Source organism: Polyangiaceae bacterium (assembly GCA_016715885.1).
Taxonomy (GTDB): domain Bacteria; phylum Myxococcota_A; class Polyangia; order Polyangiales; family Polyangiaceae; genus Polyangium.
The window spans coordinates 419054-437201 of record JADJXL010000018.1; the positions used below are offsets into that span (position 1 = coordinate 419054).

Below are 18148 nucleotides of genomic sequence, written 5' to 3' on the forward strand. Positions count from 1 at the left end.
GTCGCCACCGGTCGGCCATGAAGTCTGGTGGCGGTTTGGGCAATCTCAAAACGGTTGTATCATTCGGCAAGGGCGCGCCATCAAGTGGCTTGTTCATCGTTGTTGCTCGAAGGGGAGGAGATACTGCATTGCTTCTTCGCTCAGACCAGTCTCGAGATCATCTTCCGTGCCAAGCGTCTTTCCGTCTTTGACATTTCGGTAAAACCACTCCAGATGACCATCAGGGTCGATATCAATGGTGAAGGACAGGCCTGGGAGATCGGCGTACGTCCAGCTCAAGTGAAGCCAGGCATCGTCAGTGCGCCCGACAGAAGGATGTCGCAGCGCTGGAAATCGCTGCCGTGCGCGCTGCCATATCGAACATAGCGCCTCGCGCTGGCGCCCCGAGATTTCACGGCGTTCAATCCGCGCATCGAGGGAATCGATGTACGCATGCCATCGCTCGGACTCCGGCGTGTTGCTCGGACGCGGCGACGGACGCCGAGGCAATATCTTCGGACGAGGCAGACACCCTCGAGTCTCTCGCTGCTGAATCGCTGTGTTCATCGTTCCTCCTTCAGGAGAATGTTTTCAAGACGTGCCGCCTCCTTCGACGTCATTACGAGATCTCGTCGGCGGAAAATCTCTCCGAGCGTGCTTCCTTCGTCCACGGCTTCGAGTTTCTCTTCTAGCCCAAGGTCACGCAATGCAGGATCCAGCTCGCGCTGCCGAAGCGCGCGCTGAATGTCGGAAAGCGCGGTGAAGTTCGTTCGATTGACAATCGGTCGGAGATGAAGCGCGGGATAATACATCGCTGCCGAAGCGACATCCTCGAGCGTGGGCAACAAGGCGTTCCAGTCGGGCGTCGTGAGCAGAAAGATCTGCACCGACGCCAAGATGCCTGGCACGGTGAGATCCGGGAAATCCTCGGTCAATGCTTCCCCTGCAGCAAGCATATCGAGATATCCGATGATTTGGTGGGTAAAACCAACCATACCGGGTGGCATATCGAGTACGACATCGGTGATGTCCTTTCGCAGAGAAAGCAGCGCTTCGAGTACCCACGCGGCGCGCCGAACCCATTTGAAGTGCTCATTGCCGTGCAGCAACATCGAGCTATCCTCGACGTCTTTTCGCAATGGCGACGAGGGCAGATACAGCACCCCGTCCGGACGCTCGTGCGACCATAACATCGCGTCCACGCGACAATCACGATGGGGCACCCTCACTTGATAGAGCAGCGCGTCGTTGAGATACGGAGGCGCAGGTGGCTCTTCGAGCATCCACAGCTTCCGGGCATGACGTTTGTTGACGGTTTCCGCGTGCGAGAGGAACGCACCCGTCGGCGGCGCGTCGAGATCCATGCTACCATCGACACACTCCGTCATCTTCGGCGCGCACAGGGCGAGACCGTCGGCGAGGGAGCTGCCCGTCAGGTCGACATCGATCAGAACCGGCACACGCCCTCGTGCAGCGAGGAGCTTGGCCATCGCGACAGCCAGCGTTGACTTGCCGACACCGCCCTTGACGGAACAGAACACATGAAAATGGACTCGCCTGTCATTCATGGATTTTCTCTCTTCAGGCCAAGATGCCCGAGGAGCGCATCGAGGTTTGGATCTTTCATGAAAGGCTCCTTTGCCGCAACTGCAACGAGGGCGTTGCGTCCGAGCGTGCGCACGGCGACCGGACCATGCATGATGACGCGCGCAAGCGCCACGGGCACGAGCCATTGATGCTCTGGTCGACGCTCTTCGATGGACGCGAGGAGGCGCTCGGATTCGATCATGAGCCGATCCGGCGCGATTACGGCAATTCCCGCCAAGAATCGACCAAAAAGAATGGGCGCAAATTTCGCATCGATATGGACAAGGAGGCTCGCGCGCGCTTCGGCCTCCAGGTGAGGAGCGTTCGGGCCGAACAAGCCGGTGAGCGCGAAGGCCTTGCAAAGGCGGCCATGCGCCGTGTCGTCCATTCTTCGCACGCTCGCTTCGAGGGCCGCGCGCTCCTCCGCTTCCAGTTTGTCCGAGATGTCCGAAACCGCCATGACGAGCATTCGGGTGAGGATCGTGGGCCCGTGCGGCATATCGTCGGTGGGAAACGAGGAGGCCAGCGACTTCAGGAAACGAAGTCGTGTGCGTGCAGGGACCTTTTCCAGCGCGCGCATGTCCGCGCGAAGTAATGCCATGAGCGCGAGGTCAGGGATCTCTGGCGATGCAAACCAATCGAGAACAGAGGATAACTCGACCCCGCGGGGGTCGCGCTGAACCAGCTCCAACAGTCGCTCTTCGATCGCCGCGGACGAGACGCGCGGCGGCACTTCTTTGGCCTGTCCGCGTATGAGCTCCTCGCCGAGCGCGAGCGTGTAGAGCACGGTCGCGAGGCGGTGATCGAAGAGTTCTCGATCGAAATGAAGCGGATCCAGGATATCGATCGCATCCAAGGACGCCTTCGGCGCGTCGGCGGCCAGTCGGCGCAATGCGGCCTGGTGTTCATCAGGGGCAATGCGTTCGAGCTCTGCGACGAGCCATTGGTACAGCCGGTAGGTGAGCCACAGAAGATCGCGCTTCGGTAGCCGTGTCGAGCGCTGTGCGATTGTCAGGACGACCCTGCTGCACTGCCGCAGAAGTGCGCCTTCGACCTCGGCAAATGTGAGGCGTGGGATTTCTGCGAAATGCTTCTTCGTCTTTTCCTCAACGACGCTCTCCAAAAGTTTCGCCGCAAGGTTCGGAGTTTCTTCTCGCAGGTCGATCTCACCTTCGCGAAGGCGGACCCGGGGCGTTTGCAGCGCTTCAAATTGAAGAAAACAAAGATCGCCCGCTAGCTGTGCGATGGGATGCTCTTCCGGGCGCGCGAGACGATCCATTGCGCCTTGCACATCTTCCACGATGATTGTCTTGTTCTCCATGCCGTAACCCAGCCTTGTGCCGAGGGTCATGGCCACGGTATTGCCCGGAACCGCCGCTGCCTGGAGAAACAGCTCCCGCGCATAGGGAAGTTCACGCCAGTCCCCCCCTTCGAGGACACGCGCAGCGAGGGCCTCTGCAACCGATCTTGCTGCGAACATACCCTGCTCCGGCTCGGACAGCATCGCCCGGAGCTCCTGGATATCCAACAGGCGACCCGCCCTGCCAAACGGGTGAGGATCGGTGAATTGCAAAAAGAACGAAGGATCGTCGCGGATGAGGCGCCAGGGCGCTTTGACCGTGAACCGGGCGTATTCATGCTGCAACTTCCGGTCCTGCGGGTGGTCGGCAATATCGCGAAGGAACCTATGCGCCCGGCCATCGTGAATTCCCTGATGCAGCGACCAAACCATTGCAATCTCGCGCCGTGCGTGCTCCGACGTTGCATCGCGGAGAAGGATCGCCTCCACCGGGACGAACACACCCAGCGTGTCACGGCCATCGTCGATGGGAACCTTGTAAAACCATGTCCGCTCGTTGCCTCCGATCTCTTTCGATTGGCCGAGGATCGATGCGCCATACGCGAGCACCTCGTCGATGGTGATGGGTTTGCCAACGTTGATGGTTAGGTCCCCAAGGACGGGTTCGCTCCATTGGCTCGACAAAATGGCTGCCGCCTCGATCTCCGGGTCCTCGAGCGAGATACCGCCACCACGTATGCCAAGAGCGAGGGTCGGCGTGAGGGCCGCGATCTCCCAGCGCTTCGGCCCATCCTCGGTACATAGCTCGTCGAGCAGCAAGAGAGCATCGACGACGGCGCGCCCCATAGCGGCTCGTCTCGTGGGATTTCCCGCAGCCCATTCGCCGTACAGGAACGCATAGAACGCGTGGCCCCGTGTCGTCTCATCGAGGACGAGGCTCCCTGCATCGGTCTCTTTCATCAACGCCGCGGGGTTCTCTACGGCTTTCCCCACCGCGTACATGAGGACTTGATCAAGAAAGCTCGGCGCAACCTTGTTGTCGATCGCCTCGACGCGGTTGAGCACGAACAGCGCGAGCGCCTTCGCGTCGGCTTCCTCAAAGAGATGCTCTGGCAGTCGTTCCTTTTTATCGGTCACAGGCGCTTTGCCGGCCGTGAGCGCCTCCTCACGACGATTGAATGCGTCCCAGATGGTTGCCCCGTACGCATTGGCCACCTGAAGGCGCGCGAAGGCCGACGGCGCGCGCCCCCCATGGAGGGTCGATTCCACTCCTTCGAGGATCGCATGGATCTCGGAACGATCGAGCCCTCCAGGCTGCTGCGCGATGTTCACAAGCTCCTCCGCGTGAAGAGCGTCGGCAAAACCAATCCTGGCGAGCTCCAACAATTTTTCGTCGAGGCGAGGTGGCTTCATCAACAAGCGAACGAGATCGGGCAGATGTAGGTCGCGCTCAGCGAGCTCTCGGTTCCATTGTGACAAATCAAGGAATTGCCTATTGGAATGCCACTCGAACATCTGCACGATGTCGCGATGGGCGATGTAATCACTGCCGCACGCATCCGCCGAGACGCGCAACCACGAGGGGTCTTGCTCCATGACCGTGCGGGTCGCCAGCAAGTCTTCCAATGGTTCGATTCCGAGTTTTCTCGCAGCTTCCGTCAGCTCTCCGCGAAGAGGAGGCAAGGACTGGGAAGGCTGGGGTTTCTCGATACGCTCCAGCCATCGATCCCGTATTCCGCGCGCTACGAAGGCGCGGACCTTGTCGGCCAGATCCGCCGCTCGCGGCTCCATGGATGCCCGCACCTTCTGGTTCGTTGCGTCTTCGAGGATGCGTCGGTGCACGTCCGAGAAGAGCGCGATGCGCCCAGATGCGCCGAGCCGGTCCCGCAGGAGCTCCAGCAATTTCAGGTGCTCGAGCAGGAGCAGCTCGAGATCGGATACGAGAATGGTTTTCCCCTCAATTGATTGGATCGCCCGTAAAGCCGCGTTGCTGGGCCTTGCTGGGGCTGCGATGCGTGGGCCGCCTCGAGTGTCGTTTTGCAGCCATTGTACGACGAGTCGCGCAGCGCCTGGGGATGCAAGGCCAATCAGCGCGTTGAAAGGAATGCCGCCTGCGCGGTAGAAGGAAATCGCGGCTTCTTCGGTTTGCCTTGCTTGCTCCAGCCGGGCCACGGTTTCGTCGAAGGGCACCAACTCGCCAAGCCCGGCCTGCACGAGCAACCCATAATCAATCGGCGCAGAATCGCTCAATTCGCCGAGGAGCATCTGGAGCTGCAAACGGTGCATCTCGGCCTGCGCGTCGCCCGGGAAACGCTCGCGCAAGAGTGTTACCGCACGCTCGATATGCTCGCGGGCCGACTCATCGACGTCATCGCCTTTCATGCGCACGAGCGTCGCTGCCGTGAAGATTGCGTCCGCGCCAAGCACGCGCGGCGCTTGCTTCAAAACATCACATGCGACAGCGGCTGCCTCTTCACGTTTGTCGACCTTGAAAAGTGCCTGGGCATATCGAACGCGCGCCGTTCCATCGTCCGGTTTTTCGCCGAGATACCGCTCCCAAAGCCGCGGCGCTTCATGCAGCACGGCGCCATCCGCGCTCTGCGCCAACAGCAACAGGACGCGCGACGAGCGCGTTTCTCGCAGGGGCTGAAGCAACTCCCACGCGCGCTGAGCCTTCTTCTGCTCGAGCAGGCATCGCGCGAGCAAGAGCCGCTGCCCTATCCCCGGAAGCAGTCGGAACGCCTCCCCCGCATGCGGCAGCGCTTCCTCGGCTCGCCCTGCGTTGTGCAAAAGAGCTGCAACCTGGTATGCAATGGGCGCGCGTCCCGGAAATTCACGCGCGAGCAACAGAGCTTCCTCGAGCGCCCTCGTCGTCGCGCCCGCAATCGCCATCAGCTCGATCCGCATGTACCGTGTTCGCCAGGGATGATCCTCGGAAGGCAAGGTCGCTAGTGCCTCTTCGAGTTTTCCCTTTCCCGCCAAATCGGCCGCGTAAACGCGGGCCTGTACACTCGGTTCTGCGTGCGCTGGTGGGAGGGGATTACCGCTCGCCAGGATCGCATCGATATCGAAAACAAGACCCAAGTACGAAGCACGCCACGGCCCAACACGCTCTCGCATCCCCTCGGGCAGGCGCTCGAAGTCGATCCGTGAAAGCGCTGATTCGATCGCGCGCACGCACGCCTCGCGCGCCTCCACGCGGATGAACGCCGCATTCGGTGGATCCTCGAACATGCTCCATCGGAGTGCCGCGCTGAGCACCGAAAATGCGCTCGCCGTCACGAGCTGATCGGCTTCTGAGCCTTCGATGACGCAGATCGCGTACTCCGCGGCCCCCGCGAAATCGTCGCGCTCGAGCAACAGTTCTGATGCAACGCGCTGCACGTGAAGGCTCGATGAAAGCTCGTCCGGTAGCTTGCCCGCAAGAATCGCGAGGATCTGCTGCGTGTCACGCAAGCGCGCGCGGTCTTCGTCCGAAAGCGCTTCCTCCTCGCTGGGCAGCACGGACCTTGCCCGGTCGAGGTTGCCCACGGCCGCGAGCGCTTCGGAAAACGTGCAGCGACCTCTTGGCGAGAGCAACGCCGGGTCGATGAGGTCGAGGAGCGCCTTGCCCTCGTCGTTTGCTTGCCGATTCAACACGCAAACGGCGAGGTTGAGTTGGTTTGTCGCTGCTCTCGTGGCTGCTTCGATGTTTTTCGGATCGGCGTTCGTGATCCTTGTCGCCGTCTCCAGCGCCTCACGAAAAAAGCGTTCGGCCTTTGCATATTCACCAGCGCGCAATGCAGCCTTGGCCTGCTCGGCGTGCTTGTCGAGTGTGCTCTCTGCGATCGTTTCGTAGACGCGGATCACGGCTTCGCGCGTGCGCGGATCACGCGCTCGCGGGGCGTCTGCACGGACCGCCTTCTCGATCGCGTCGACCTCATCCCGCCCTGCTTTCGAGAGCATCGTGTCATCTCGCGGTACGGCCTTTCGTAGCCTTGCGGCGACTTCAGCGAATGCGTGCAAGCCCTCGCCATCACGCTCGCTCCACACGCGCGCGACATCAGCGGCGCCGCGCGCCAGCGCGCCCTGCAACACGCTCCACGGAAGCACGTGCGGCGGGAGCACGACTTCGCGCGTGAGCTGCTTGATCCATTCCACGTCGGTCGCGGACTCGATTTCGGCGCGCAGGAGCGCGAGTCGTCGCTTGCGCATGCCGGCTTTCCCTGCACTCCGCAGGAGCGCGTCGGCTTCACGTACATATACGGCAATCTCCTGAATCGCCTCGAAATCGTCATCAGCGACCCCAGCGAGGCACGTACCGATCGTGTCGCGCCAATTCGCGTACCGTGCATCATCGGAGATGCTCCGGTATAAGAGACTCGCCGCGGCCACAGGGCGGAGCAGGGGGGGATGGGGGTTCGTCGTGGCATGACCAAGCGGGCCATGAGCAAGCCGGATATCGGCAATGATAACGCCTTCATCGCCCGCGTCGAACATACCAATGTATTCGGGGAAATGACGCTCTCGCCGCTCTCGCTCGTCGCTGATATGGACGGTTGTCCCACCCTGCGAGGCGATATTGCAATACAACACGGGGCGCTGATGGAGATTGGCGGCATTTCGAAAGCGTGCCTGAAAATCCCCCAGGCTATAAAATGGTGTCAAGCTTGGCACGGCAACGAAAGCACAATCTTTGATGCGCTCTGCGACATGGACACGATATGGCTCTGCGTCGGGATCGAGAAAATCAAGGCAGATCAAAACACCCATCGGACCATTGACAGCATTCATCGAGACGACAATGGGCTCCCATCGATCACCGGGGAGCATGATGTCGTGCTCCGGTTTGGCAGGACTCAACTTCGGTTGAAGACCAATGAGCTTTCCTCCAAACAGCACCGGGCACACTGACTGTCGGCCGGATGGATGCTGAGGCCAATCGAGACGCGCATAAACCTTATTTTTCAGCGCCGTCGCTTCCACCGCGTGCGTTCCTGCGACCACGACGACATCGGGAGCATATTGGGCGATTTGCTCGAGCAGCTCGGAGGGAATGCTGTACTCGGGAAAAACCACGAGTTCGACGAAGAACCGCCTACATGCGTCGAGGATCGCCTTGACGCGTTGCCAAAGGTTCTGCGTGTACTGCTCTCGTATGCGCGCTCGGAGCGATTTGTGCTCTTGGGCGATTGCGTCGGGTGCAGTGCCCGTGTTCGTGGGAAGCGTGGAATCGATTGCGGGATGCTCGATATCGAAGAGCGGATCGTAAAGGGCCGAACGCGTTCGGTCTCGCAGCGCCGCAGGCAAGTAGGCGAGCTGGACAACGGCGACGCGGGCATACCCGCTGGGCGCTTTCGACGAAGGCGCGTCCCACGACGCTGCTCCTGCGTCGTCATGCTCTCTCTCGCGCTGCGACATGGCCACCCTGCTTGCTCCGTTCCGTGTCCACGCCATCGATACCCTGAGACCATGAAGTTGGCCAGGGGGCACGCGTCGAAGCGCCGCAAATCAACTTTCACCCGCCTCCGACAGGTCGATCTACCTCCCGAAACCGGTTTCAACCGCCCGCGCGAGGTCAAATCATGCGGTTAAATGCAGTTTGAACAACGTTTCGACGCTCGACGAACCTGTTTTGGACGCGTTCAACTCGGTTTGCGAGGTCGATTGACCTGTTCGAAGCGGTTCGAAGGGCTGGAGGTAGGTTCGGCGACCTTGGGGAAGCGCTTGAAAGGGGTTTTGTTAGCTCGTTCCACCTTCGGCGGGCGGTTGCGAGGGCTCTGCTGGCGTAGCGGCTTTGCTATTTCGCCGTGCATTCGCTTCGCGGTAGGCATCGAGTGGGCGGAGGGCATCGCGCACGGTGGTGATCGATTCAGGTTCCTCCTCGTCGAGCATGGCGAGGACTTTTGTTGCGTAATCGACGATGGCGCGGCCCATGGTGCGCACGTGGTCATTGAGGTTCACGTTGGTCGCGTCGTCGCGGCGCATGAGGGATTGGACCATGGCGCCATACGCGGTATGTTGTTGACGCACGTGGGCGAGATATGCGGGACCTGCGATATGGTCGATGTCTTTTTGCAGGCCGTCTTCGTCGATTCGTTTGAGAATGGTATCGGCCGTTGCCCATTGCTCGGCGTAGGTGAGCTTTAGAAATGACAGGCCTTCGGGGCCAAAGAGGATGGCGAGCAATTCGTTGGCGCGTTTGGCGTCGGGATTGGAGGGTGGAAGCATGGAGCATGCTTCGACGCGCATACGCAAAGCGCCCCAGGAGCCATCGCCGGATTGATCGACCTCACGCGCATTTTCGTCGGAAATACTTGCTACTTCCTTTTGGCGCACGGCAAGGGCATTTTGTGCGGCATCGGCGACGATGACGAGTTTCGTGGCGGCCTTTTTGACCGCATTGGGTGGTGACTTGGGTTTTGCCGCCGCGAGCGTGCGGCAAAGCGCGATACCCGCTTCGACCGTGATGACGGGCGCGCGGGAATAAAGGGACGGATCGGGGAGGTCGGGTGTCATGGTGGGAGACGGTACGGCAGAAGCGAGACAAAGGGCAAGGATTTTGAACGTGGGATTTGTGCGTCGCGTTTTCCCTCGACGTCAGAACGTCACTTCGCGGATGATACGCGCCGGAGGGTCGTCATGGTGCGCTTCATCGGCATGTTGTGGCCGCTTTTTCTGCACGGGACCCAGCGCTTCGCTTCCGCATTCGTTCCGTGGCTGATGGTCGTTGTCATGGCGCTCTCGAGCGTCGCGTGTGCCGGGGCGATACCGACCGACGAGCTGACCGTGCAAGCGAGATGGCGGTTTGGCGTATGCACGCTCGATCCGGATATCGAGCAGAATGCAACTTCGTGGGCGTATCCGAAGCCCGAGTTGCCAGCGGTATCGAATCTGCATCCGTACGAATACAATCGAGCCATTTTGTCGTCGGGCGTCGTGTATTATTACGATCCTTTTGCGCCTGCGCAGAGCGTGAAGGTCTTACCCATTCGGCTTTCGGCGCTTCCTTGCGACAGGATGCACACGGTCGAGCTACGTCCCGCGCTGCGTCGCGCGTGTTCGGATTCGATATGCAAGCTCGCATGGCCGAGCGCCTTCGACTTGCCGAATGGTGGGACATGCAGCCTCGAGCAAACGGAATCGACCGCGCCGCCGATATCGGGAAATTGGTTTGGTCAAACGGAGCCGACCATTCGGAGCACGTATTTTTGCAATACGGAGCCGCTGTCGCCGAAGAACGCGCCGCAGCGGATGCTCGACAAGGAGAGCGAAGCGGCGTGGCTGGAGGGATTTTTTTATGGCTACCGCGTATCGCTTTTGTTGACGCAGGCGGAAGCGGATGCGCAGGCGTTCATCAACAAGAGCGACCCGTGGATCGTGAGGCTTTTCAAGAAGGATCCGGGGTCTGTCGAGGCAATCTTGCAGCGGCTCGCGGCGATGCTCGATGCGATCCCCGAGCCGCCGCAATACGAGACGCGGCACGAGGCGTTTTACGCAGCGGATGGGTATGCGGCGGGGGCGCGGCGGGGCGCGGCGGAGGTCGAAGCGACGCTCATTTTGATCGAAGCGACGGCGATCGTCGCGGAAGTCGCCTTAATGGAGCTGGTGCTGGGCCCGCTTGGCGGTGCGAACGCGCTGCGCGCGGCGCTCATGCGATTGCGGCACATCCCGGTGTTCATCCCGGGTGCAGCGGGCGGTTTGGGAGGGTTCGTCCGGGTTGCGAAGGCGACGCACACGGCGACGTTGTGGTCGGCCTGGCGACTCGCAGCCAACATGAAACGCGCCAAGATCTTGCGTCCACCTGGTTGGGCCACGCATCACATCGTCGCCCATGGTGACAAGAGAGCAATCGCCGCACAGAAGATCCTGGCCAAGTTCAAGATTGACCTTGACGAGGCAGTCAACGGGGTTTTTCTTCCTGCAACCAAGAAGACGCCAAACCCAACCGGCGCCACGGTCCACTCGACGCTACATACGAACGCGTACTTCGAGGCGGTGACCAAAGAGCTGGAGGGCTTGACCACGAAGAAAGAAGTCATCGCCAAGCTGCGTGAAATCGCGGATCAACTCACCAAAGGAACGTTCCTGTGATGGATGTCTTCGGCCACCTAAATGCCAAGGGCTACGAGATCATCACCTGCGAGACCTACGAAGACTACCAGGCATTTCTGCAGCTTGACGGGACACCCCGCAAGGCAGATGGAAGCCGATCGAGGTCAAGCGAGTTCGTCCTACCAAACGCGAGGCGTTTCGCCCGGCTGACTTGCCGTTTCTCGGAAGCGCACTCATCTTGCGTCGCTCTGCGGTGGATGCGCTGCGCGACATGCTCGAAGAGCACGGAGAGCTGTTGCCCCTGCAGGACGAAGGTGGCGTCGAGCTGTACGTGCTCAACGTGCGCGCCATCGATGCACTCGACGAACCTCGGTCGAAGGTCAACTACGTCGAGGGAACCGATCGCATCAGCCGCATCAAGAAACCCGTCTTCATCCCCTCAGCGGTCGAAGGCGTGGACATCTTCACGCTGCGACGGAGGCTGGGCCAGATCTACTTCAGCGATCGTTTCGTCGCGCGGGTGAAGGCAGCCAAGCTGAAAGGTTTGGACTTCACGAAGGTGTGGTCGTCGGACGAACCTGTGTGATAAGTGTGCCCCCATGGGCAAAGACGGGGCATACGAAAAAGCAAAGCGCAAGTGGAAAAAAGCCGAGCTGGACGAGATGACCGAAAAGTTTCGGCAGCTCGGCGTAGAACATCCAGAAGGCTGGGCGAGGACTCAGGTCATCGAGGGCATTCCAAATCTCTCGAAGTTCATCTTTCTGAAGTTGCTGTGGCGCACCATCGTGAAGGAAGGCGATTCGGAGTGGATCGACAGAGAGATTGCACTCGCAGAAAAGAATCCAAGCGATCCATTCATTGGTGGCGGCTTGGCATTGAAGAGCCTCCGCGCCAAAGGTGCGACCGACGAAGAGCTCATCGATGTCGTGCGTAATTTTCAAATGGAGTATTTGTGGGATATCGTGATGCTGCTCGACTTCGGCGCGAATAACGTCGAAGATTACGCGCCCGCATTTGCAAAGGGAACGGATTGGGTCTTGGCGCAGATCGATGAAGAAGGCAACATCATCGATACGCTGACGGAATTGCACGAATTGGCGCTCGTTCTGGATCCGACGGGGCGCTCAGGACGCATCCGCGGCTGGGTGAACGAGTAGTTTCGTGACTTGTTCTGTCGAGCCTGCGGCTGCCGCAAGAACCAAACCGATGATCACGAAAGTACGAAATAAGAATGGACATCTTCACGCTGCGACGGAGGCTGGGCCAGATCTACTTCAGCGATCGTTTCGTCGCGCGGGTGAAGGCGGCCAAGCTGAAAGGTTTGGACTTCACGAAGGTGTGGTCGTCGGACGAGTCGACGTAATCGTCGGCTGGCTGCGCATCACGGCTAGTTGACCGTTTTCATCATGGCGACAACGGACTTGCGACACGACATCACACCGACACTTACCGTGGTTGCGAGCACTGCCCATGTGGAGTATCGAATGATGGTCTTCCTAGCTGCATGCGGGCGAAGGTGCCAACCACGTTTCTCAGCACCCGGCACACGCGCTGCGCCGCCTCCCAGACGCGCCGGGCGTGGTGTGTCATCTCGCCGCATGAACGTGGCACTTGGAAAGGTCGGGACTTGACCTGAACATCCGTCATGGTGTATACGGGACCAACGAATGCCGAACCTGGTCGTGGCTGCTCCGAACTCCGAGCTGTTGACGCGCGTGCAAGAGATGTGGGGCGTGCATAGGGCGACGCTCGGATTCCTTCCCGATGGTGGGTTTGACGAGTACGCCAAGGCGGGGGCCATTATAGCAGCGGTGGACTCAGGTGGACGTCTGCTTGGGTATGTCCTTTATCGGGTGTCGCGAAAGCGCATCGCTGCAATTGCTCAATTGTGTGTCGCGCCTGACGCGCGTCGTCGCGGGATTGCTCGTCAACTTTTCGAGGGAATGAAAGAACGCGTTGCGGACTGCTACGAAATCAGCCTTTGGTGTCGTCAGGATTTTGAAGCGAATGACGTTTGGCCACGCTTGGATTTCATTCCCGTCGGGGAAAAGCCGGGACGTGGTAAAGAGCGCAAGCCGCTCACGAAATGGCGTTATGAATTGCAGCAATTACCCTTGCTCGCCGCGATATCAGCCAGTACGGCCACCGATGCCGTTGCCGTTGTAATCGATGCAAACATCTTTTTCGATCTCGATCCAGACGGTAACGGACGAGATGAATCTCGCGCGCTCGAGCAAGAGGACTGGCTTGAAGACCATATCGAACTGTGCCTGACGGACGAGATTTATCACGAAATCAAGCGTCGGAGCGCCGAGGCTGATCGCAAGCGCCAACGAGCCCGAGCGGATGGCATCAAAAAAGTCCGCGCTCCGGAGCAGCGAATGACTGAAGTCTTCGCTCGACTACAAGTGATGTTTCCTGATTGGAACACAGAAAACGACATATCGGATTTGCGGCAGATTGCGAAAACTATTGCGGCGAATGTGACTTTTTTTGTGACGCGCGATGGCGAAATCCTGGATATTGCAGAAAGAGTGGCCGATCAATTTGACCTCGAAATCGTGTCGCCTCATGAAATCATCCTGAAATTCGACCAATTAAGGCGCAATGCCGAGTATCGTCCTCGGCGTCTCATGGGGTTGGATCTCATCGAGTCCAAGGTCTGGGGGGAGGATGTCTCTGCGCGCATTGCGGATTTGATTCATGAAGGCCACCCAGCACCAGAGCCACGAAAACAAACTGAAGCAAAACTGCGCGATCTATTGGCTTACCCCGAACGCATTGAATTCGCATGCATTCGGGCACGCGAAGGGGACCTCATTGCGGCGTATGCCATCGAGCGAGTCAATGAAGACATTGCGAGGTTGCGTTTGTTCGCAGTGACCGCGTCGGACCTTGGACGCACGGCGGCTCGACATTTTGCCCATCAGATCGCGGTGAAGGTTTCGGGCGAGGGGCGGAGGGTCATCATTGCGAAAGACCTCGTAGGTGGTGCGCGGGTGAGCGAAGCACTGTCTGAAGCAGGTTTTTTTCCAGCAGGGCGCCCATTGGGTCAAGCTTGCATTGCCCATGGTTACACGTGCCACCGACGCGGTACGAGAAATTGAGCGACTTGGTGCCGCATATCCCGAGTGCCATACGACGGCGCAAGACGTCACGATAACGCTCCGGGTGTTGCGCGAAGGGCCAGAGGTGCAATCACACCTGCGAATCGAACGGGCTTTGTGGCCATTGAAGTTGATTGGCACTGGATTGAGGTGTTTCATCGTTCCAATCCAGCCACAATGGGCCGAACAACTTTTTGACGATATGCCGCAGGGAAATCTATTCAAAAACTCGCTTCTGACCTTGCGTCCAGAGAATGCATATTATCGCAAGGCCAAACCCCATGTTCTGAGCGCGCCAGCACGAGTCCTCTGGTACGTCTCCACGGATGCTCCGGGAGCGATGGCTCTACGCGCGAATTCGTACATCGATGAAGTCATTGTTGACGTACCGAAAGAAGTGTTTCGTCGTTTTCGTCGGCTTGGCATCTATTCGTGGAATGAAGTTTTCAAGACGGCGGATTACGAGTTGTCGAACGAGATCATGGCATTTCAATTCAGCAAGACGGAGCTTTCTCGCAATCCGGTTGCATGGGACCGCCTTCAAGAAACGTTGTTGAAACACGTCGGCAAGAAAAACCAGATCATTTCGCCAGTCGAAATACCTGAGGAGTGCTTTCTCGAACTGTATCGCTTGGGCATGTACGGAGCTTGAAATGACGTCATCGTCTCTTTTCCTTTCGATCAAACCTGTGTTCGCGAACAAGATTCTCGACGGAACGAAGACTATCGAGCTGCGGCGTATTCGTCCGCACGTGATGCCAGGACAATCCGTATTGATTTACAGTAGTTCGCCGGAGATGTCGCTCGTTGGGCGAGCGATCGTTGAAAATATTTTGTGTGACACTCCGATGAAATTATGGAATCAGGTCAAAGCGCATGCGGGGATTTCGCGTCCTGAATATGATGCGTATTTCGAGGGGGCATCTAATGCGATTGGGTTGCAACTTGGACAAACAAAGCGTTTCAAGGTGCCGATTCCATTGTGCGAGCTTCGGGCACGCTGGCCATGGTTTCAGCCGCCTCAGAGCTATCGGTTCGTCCGAGCGGAGTTCGAGGGGAATGGGTGGCGGGTGGTTGGGTTGGAGCCGGGGTGACAAGAAGAGCGATTAACGGAGTCAGTCGCAATATCTACTATTCGGATGCTACCGCTAAACCAGTGCGAATTCTGAGTACGTTGCGGTTCCTTCACATCTTCCACACCTCAATCCAGCGAAATGCCAGCCGCGGCCGTTCCATTGCCAAACGATGCGTCATACGGCGGCACGCGCGCACCCATCAGTACGCCCTTCGCACAATTCACCGTAGGCATTGCCACTTGCGACCCGCTCGCACGCGTCCCCGAAGGACGACCACTTGGGTCGAATACGACGGTAATCGAAAAAGCTCGAGGTCCCGGCAATCGACCGCAAATGTGCTTCACTCCGCCCGCTAGATTGTCGACAGAACGTTGTGCAACCACCGCATCGAATGGCACCGGCACAGAAACCGGTTTGGCAGGTACTACCGCCGGCTTGGGACGCGTCGCAGCCGTCGCCGCTGCGGATGGCACTTCCTTTGGCAATGGTGCGTCTGGCATAGCGGAAGCTCCCGCCGACGGCATGACATCAGGCGCCAAAACAGATGCCGCCGGCAATGGCTGATCAGCCGCGGCCGATTCCATCGGCAACGATTGCGTGGACGCTTTTTCTTGCACCGCGGTCAACTTGCGCTCGGCTCGAAACGTCGCGAATTGCCACGAACCAACCGCGATCATCGCCGCAACGGCCATACCCCCGAACGTCCGCAACTTCGATCGACCCGGCGGCGCCACCGCGGGTACCGTTTGCCCCACGGACAACCCCGTCGAATTCCCCGTCGACGCAATGGCTACCTGCTTTTCATCACCGCCAGGCGCTCCCAATAAGCTTGGCGCAGGCACCGTCGCCGCCATTTCCACACTTCCCATCACAGGCGCCGTCGCGGCCATTTCGAGCCGCGCGCGATCACTCGAACCACCACGAGCAGCCGCGATCGCCGCAAGCTCCGCAGGCGGCTTCGATTCGGACCCGAGCACCGGAACGAGCGCCTCCCAGGCCTCTTTCGCCGAGGGAAAACGCTGCGTCGGATCGCGCTCGAGACACCGCCTGAACCACACGTCCAGCTCCGCGGGAAGCGGCGTCTCGATACCCAGCTCCACCGCACGCACCGATGCCGGCACGAGCGGCTCGAAGAGGATCTCACGCATCAGCGCCGGAATGCTCACGCCGGGATCATTCGCGACACGCCAATACGAGCGACCCGTGAGCATCGTGAAGACCAAAAGCCCCAGGGGCCACACGTCCGCCGTGGGCGCGATTTTCGCGCGAGGATCGGTTTGCTCGGGGGCCATCCACAAGGGCGTGCCCACCGCGCTCGTCGCCATCGTGCGTGCTTCGGCCGTGAGTTTGGCGATGCCGAAGTCGAGCAGTTTGACGTCAAACGATCGCTGCACGCCGTGCGTGTGTAACAAGAAGATGTTTTCAGGCTTGAGATCTCGATGCACGATACCCGCACCATGCGCGGCGCCAAGCGCATGACACACGGGTTCCAGAATGGCAGACACGTCGCTCGCAGGCAGAGCACCTTGTCGAGCTACGGTGGCGGCAAGGTCTTCGCCATCGAGCAGCTCCATGGCGATGAAGGGCGTACCCGCTCCTTCGTCGACGCCTGCAGCGATCACTTGCACGACATGATCGCTGGGAATTTTCGCTCCCACACGGGCTTCTTGCTCGAACCGTTCTCGCAGCTTCGCGTCGCTCACGAGCGATGGATGCATCAGCTTCAACGCTCGACGACGTCCTGTGCTGAGCTGTTCGGCGACGTAAACGGCACCCATGCCGCCTGCACCGAGCTGCCGTTCGATGCGAAAATCGCCGCCCAAGATTGCGCCCGCGCCGGGCAACTGCGTGTTCACGGTCCGCGACGATATCACATCGTTTGCGCCGACTGTATGCAAAGCGTCTGCGTGCGCATGAGTGCCCGATTCGACTTGCGAAGTTTTTGCTCTTCGCGTTGACGTCGGCGATTTCGAGCGACCAAATGACAGGCGTGTCTTTTGCCCTGGACGTTTTCGTGAGGATGATGCATTCGTGTTGAATGATGGCTTCGATGTACGGTGTTGACGAAGTCGGCCTGATGATCAACCCGAACGCCAAGGGAGCGCGTGTGGCATTGGCGCAGAGGTCGTCATTTTGGGGACGCCATTTCAACGATTCCCTGCTCGAAGTGCCGCCGAACGTCGCGTCCATTCCCCGGGCGCTCGAAAGACTTCAGCGAAAAGGCGTCCGCGTGCTGGCCATGTTGGGCGGAGACGGCACCATCCAGCAAACCGTGACGGCGGCCAATAAAATATGGGGCGCCGAGCAACGACCTGCCGCGTTGATTCTGAAAGGTGGAACCGCCAATGCACTTGCGAAAAACATGGGCATACGGTCGAAGCCGGGGGATTTGCTGCGCACGTACCTCGCACGTGTCTCCCAGGGGCGCACGGACGGCATTCGAATCCACGACGTCCCCATGCTCGAGGTCGAAGACGGTTTTGATCACACGATTCGCCATGGTTTCATTTTCGCCGGAGGGCTCGTGTACGAGTCGATTCGCAGGTATCGGGAATCCAAGAATCCGGGACCTTTGGAGATCTTCAAACAGGCCGCTTATCCATTGTGGGCTCGATGGTTCGATCGTGACGGAGGCAAGGATTACTTCAAGAGCCCGCGGATGACGATCGACATCGATGGCCGAATGCATATCGACGACCCCATTCACGTGCTCACGTTGGCGACACTCCAGAAATTGACGCTCTGGTATGCCCCGTTTTCGGGTGACATATCGTCGACGAATCGCTTCTATGGAATGATCAATCATCAAGATGCGGATGAAGCTTTTGCCCATTTCTTTGATCTGGCGCTGGGGAGAAAAGACATGCCGCGCAACGTGAATGGGCTGTTCGAGGAGGTTTGCATCGAGACGACCGCCGGCTACGTCCTCGATGGCGAGCTGTACGCGCGAAGTCAGCCTTATCGAGTCCGGATCACGCGCGGCCCTTCGCTCCGCGTCTTGACATTGACTGGAATTTGAAACAATGCCTCTTGGAATAAACGCCTCATTCGAGAATGGATTGCGA

12 protein-coding genes are annotated in these 18148 nt (G+C 59.3%); 7 read left to right on the top strand and 5 right to left on the bottom strand.

All coding sequences use genetic code 11. The features are described 5' to 3' along the window. Positions 1–93 precede the first annotated feature (93 nt). The 4 genes from IPM54_22830 to IPM54_22845 form a co-directional block, all read right to left on the bottom strand. Complete coding sequence (locus IPM54_22830; protein MBK9262626.1) at positions 94–546, bottom strand: hypothetical protein; 453 nt, start codon at positions 544–546, stop codon at positions 94–96. After that, entirely contained in the window at positions 543–1547 is a 1005-nt protein-coding gene (locus tag IPM54_22835; protein MBK9262627.1) for a P-loop NTPase, read from the bottom strand. Before IPM54_22835 ends, IPM54_22830 begins: the two co-directional genes overlap by 4 nt. Beyond that, on the bottom strand, positions 1544–8266 hold the full coding sequence (locus IPM54_22840) for a hypothetical protein (protein ID MBK9262628.1): 6723 nt from the start codon (positions 8264–8266) through the stop codon (positions 1544–1546). The genes IPM54_22835 and IPM54_22840 overlap by 4 nt, the downstream gene beginning before the upstream one ends. A gap of 321 nt (positions 8267–8587) precedes the next feature. Next, complete coding sequence (locus IPM54_22845; protein MBK9262629.1) at positions 8588–9364, bottom strand: hypothetical protein; 777 nt, start codon at positions 9362–9364, stop codon at positions 8588–8590. Between the two features lie 123 nt (positions 9365–9487). On the opposite strand from IPM54_22845, the gene IPM54_22850 reads away from it, so the two are divergent. The 6 genes from IPM54_22850 (at position 9488) to IPM54_22875 (ending at position 15101) form a co-directional block, all read left to right on the top strand. Then, complete coding sequence (locus tag IPM54_22850; protein MBK9262630.1) at positions 9488–10939, top strand: AHH domain-containing protein; 1452 nt, start codon at positions 9488–9490, stop codon at positions 10937–10939. A gap of 199 nt (positions 10940–11138) precedes the next feature. Then, the gene (locus tag IPM54_22855) at positions 11139–11486 is read left to right on the top strand and encodes a hypothetical protein (GenBank protein ID MBK9262631.1); all 348 of its coding nucleotides are present in this window, start codon (positions 11139–11141) and stop codon (positions 11484–11486) included. A 13-nt stretch (positions 11487–11499) separates the two neighbouring features. After that, positions 11500–12057 carry a hypothetical protein gene (locus tag IPM54_22860; GenBank protein ID MBK9262632.1) on the top strand — a complete coding sequence of 186 codons (558 nt, stop codon included), beginning with the start codon at positions 11500–11502 and terminating at the stop codon, positions 12055–12057. A 510-nt stretch (positions 12058–12567) separates the two neighbouring features. Continuing rightward, the gene (locus IPM54_22865) at positions 12568–14007 is read left to right on the top strand and encodes a GNAT family N-acetyltransferase (protein ID MBK9262633.1); all 1440 of its coding nucleotides are present in this window, start codon (positions 12568–12570) and stop codon (positions 14005–14007) included. Further along, positions 13970–14659: a hypothetical protein gene (locus tag IPM54_22870; protein MBK9262634.1), complete on the top strand. Its 690-nt coding sequence runs from the start codon at positions 13970–13972 to the stop codon at positions 14657–14659. The genes IPM54_22865 and IPM54_22870 overlap by 38 nt, the downstream gene beginning before the upstream one ends. A 1-nt stretch (position 14660) precedes the next feature. Beyond that, complete coding sequence (locus tag IPM54_22875) at positions 14661–15101, top strand: ASCH domain-containing protein (GenBank protein MBK9262635.1); 441 nt, start codon at positions 14661–14663, stop codon at positions 15099–15101. Positions 15102–15208: 107 nt separating this feature from the next. Here IPM54_22875 and IPM54_22880 read toward each other — a convergent pair whose 3' ends face one another. Continuing rightward, positions 15209–16939, bottom strand: a complete 1731-nt coding sequence (locus tag IPM54_22880) for a protein kinase (protein ID MBK9262636.1) — start codon at positions 16937–16939, stop codon at positions 15209–15211. A 221-nt stretch (positions 16940–17160) separates the two neighbouring features. On the opposite strand from IPM54_22880, the gene IPM54_22885 reads away from it, so the two are divergent. Next, positions 17161–18102 (top strand): hypothetical protein, encoded by a 942-nt coding sequence (locus IPM54_22885; GenBank protein MBK9262637.1) that lies wholly within the window; start codon positions 17161–17163, stop codon positions 18100–18102. The last annotated feature ends 46 nt before the right edge of the window (positions 18103–18148 follow it).

Coding starts and splice junctions, on each gene's coding strand:
- IPM54_22860 (MBK9262632.1), top strand. CDS start 11,500: ATGGGCAAAGACGGGGCATACGAAAAAGCAAAGCGCAAGTGGAAAAAA.
- IPM54_22870 (MBK9262634.1), top strand. CDS start 13,970: ATGGTTACACGTGCCACCGACGCGGTACGAGAAATTGAGCGACTTGGT.
- IPM54_22875 (MBK9262635.1), top strand. CDS start 14,661: ATGACGTCATCGTCTCTTTTCCTTTCGATCAAACCTGTGTTCGCGAAC.
- IPM54_22885 (MBK9262637.1), top strand. CDS start 17,161: ATGATCAACCCGAACGCCAAGGGAGCGCGTGTGGCATTGGCGCAGAGG.
- IPM54_22840 (MBK9262628.1), bottom strand. CDS start 8,266: ATGTCGCAGCGCGAGAGAGAGCATGACGACGCAGGAGCAGCGTCGTGG.
- IPM54_22830 (MBK9262626.1), bottom strand. CDS start 546: ATGAACACAGCGATTCAGCAGCGAGAGACTCGAGGGTGTCTGCCTCGT.
- IPM54_22865 (MBK9262633.1), top strand. CDS start 12,568: ATGCCGAACCTGGTCGTGGCTGCTCCGAACTCCGAGCTGTTGACGCGC.
- IPM54_22835 (MBK9262627.1), bottom strand. CDS start 1,547: ATGAATGACAGGCGAGTCCATTTTCATGTGTTCTGTTCCGTCAAGGGC.
- IPM54_22845 (MBK9262629.1), bottom strand. CDS start 9,364: ATGACACCCGACCTCCCCGATCCGTCCCTTTATTCCCGCGCGCCCGTC.
- IPM54_22850 (MBK9262630.1), top strand. CDS start 9,488: ATGGTGCGCTTCATCGGCATGTTGTGGCCGCTTTTTCTGCACGGGACC.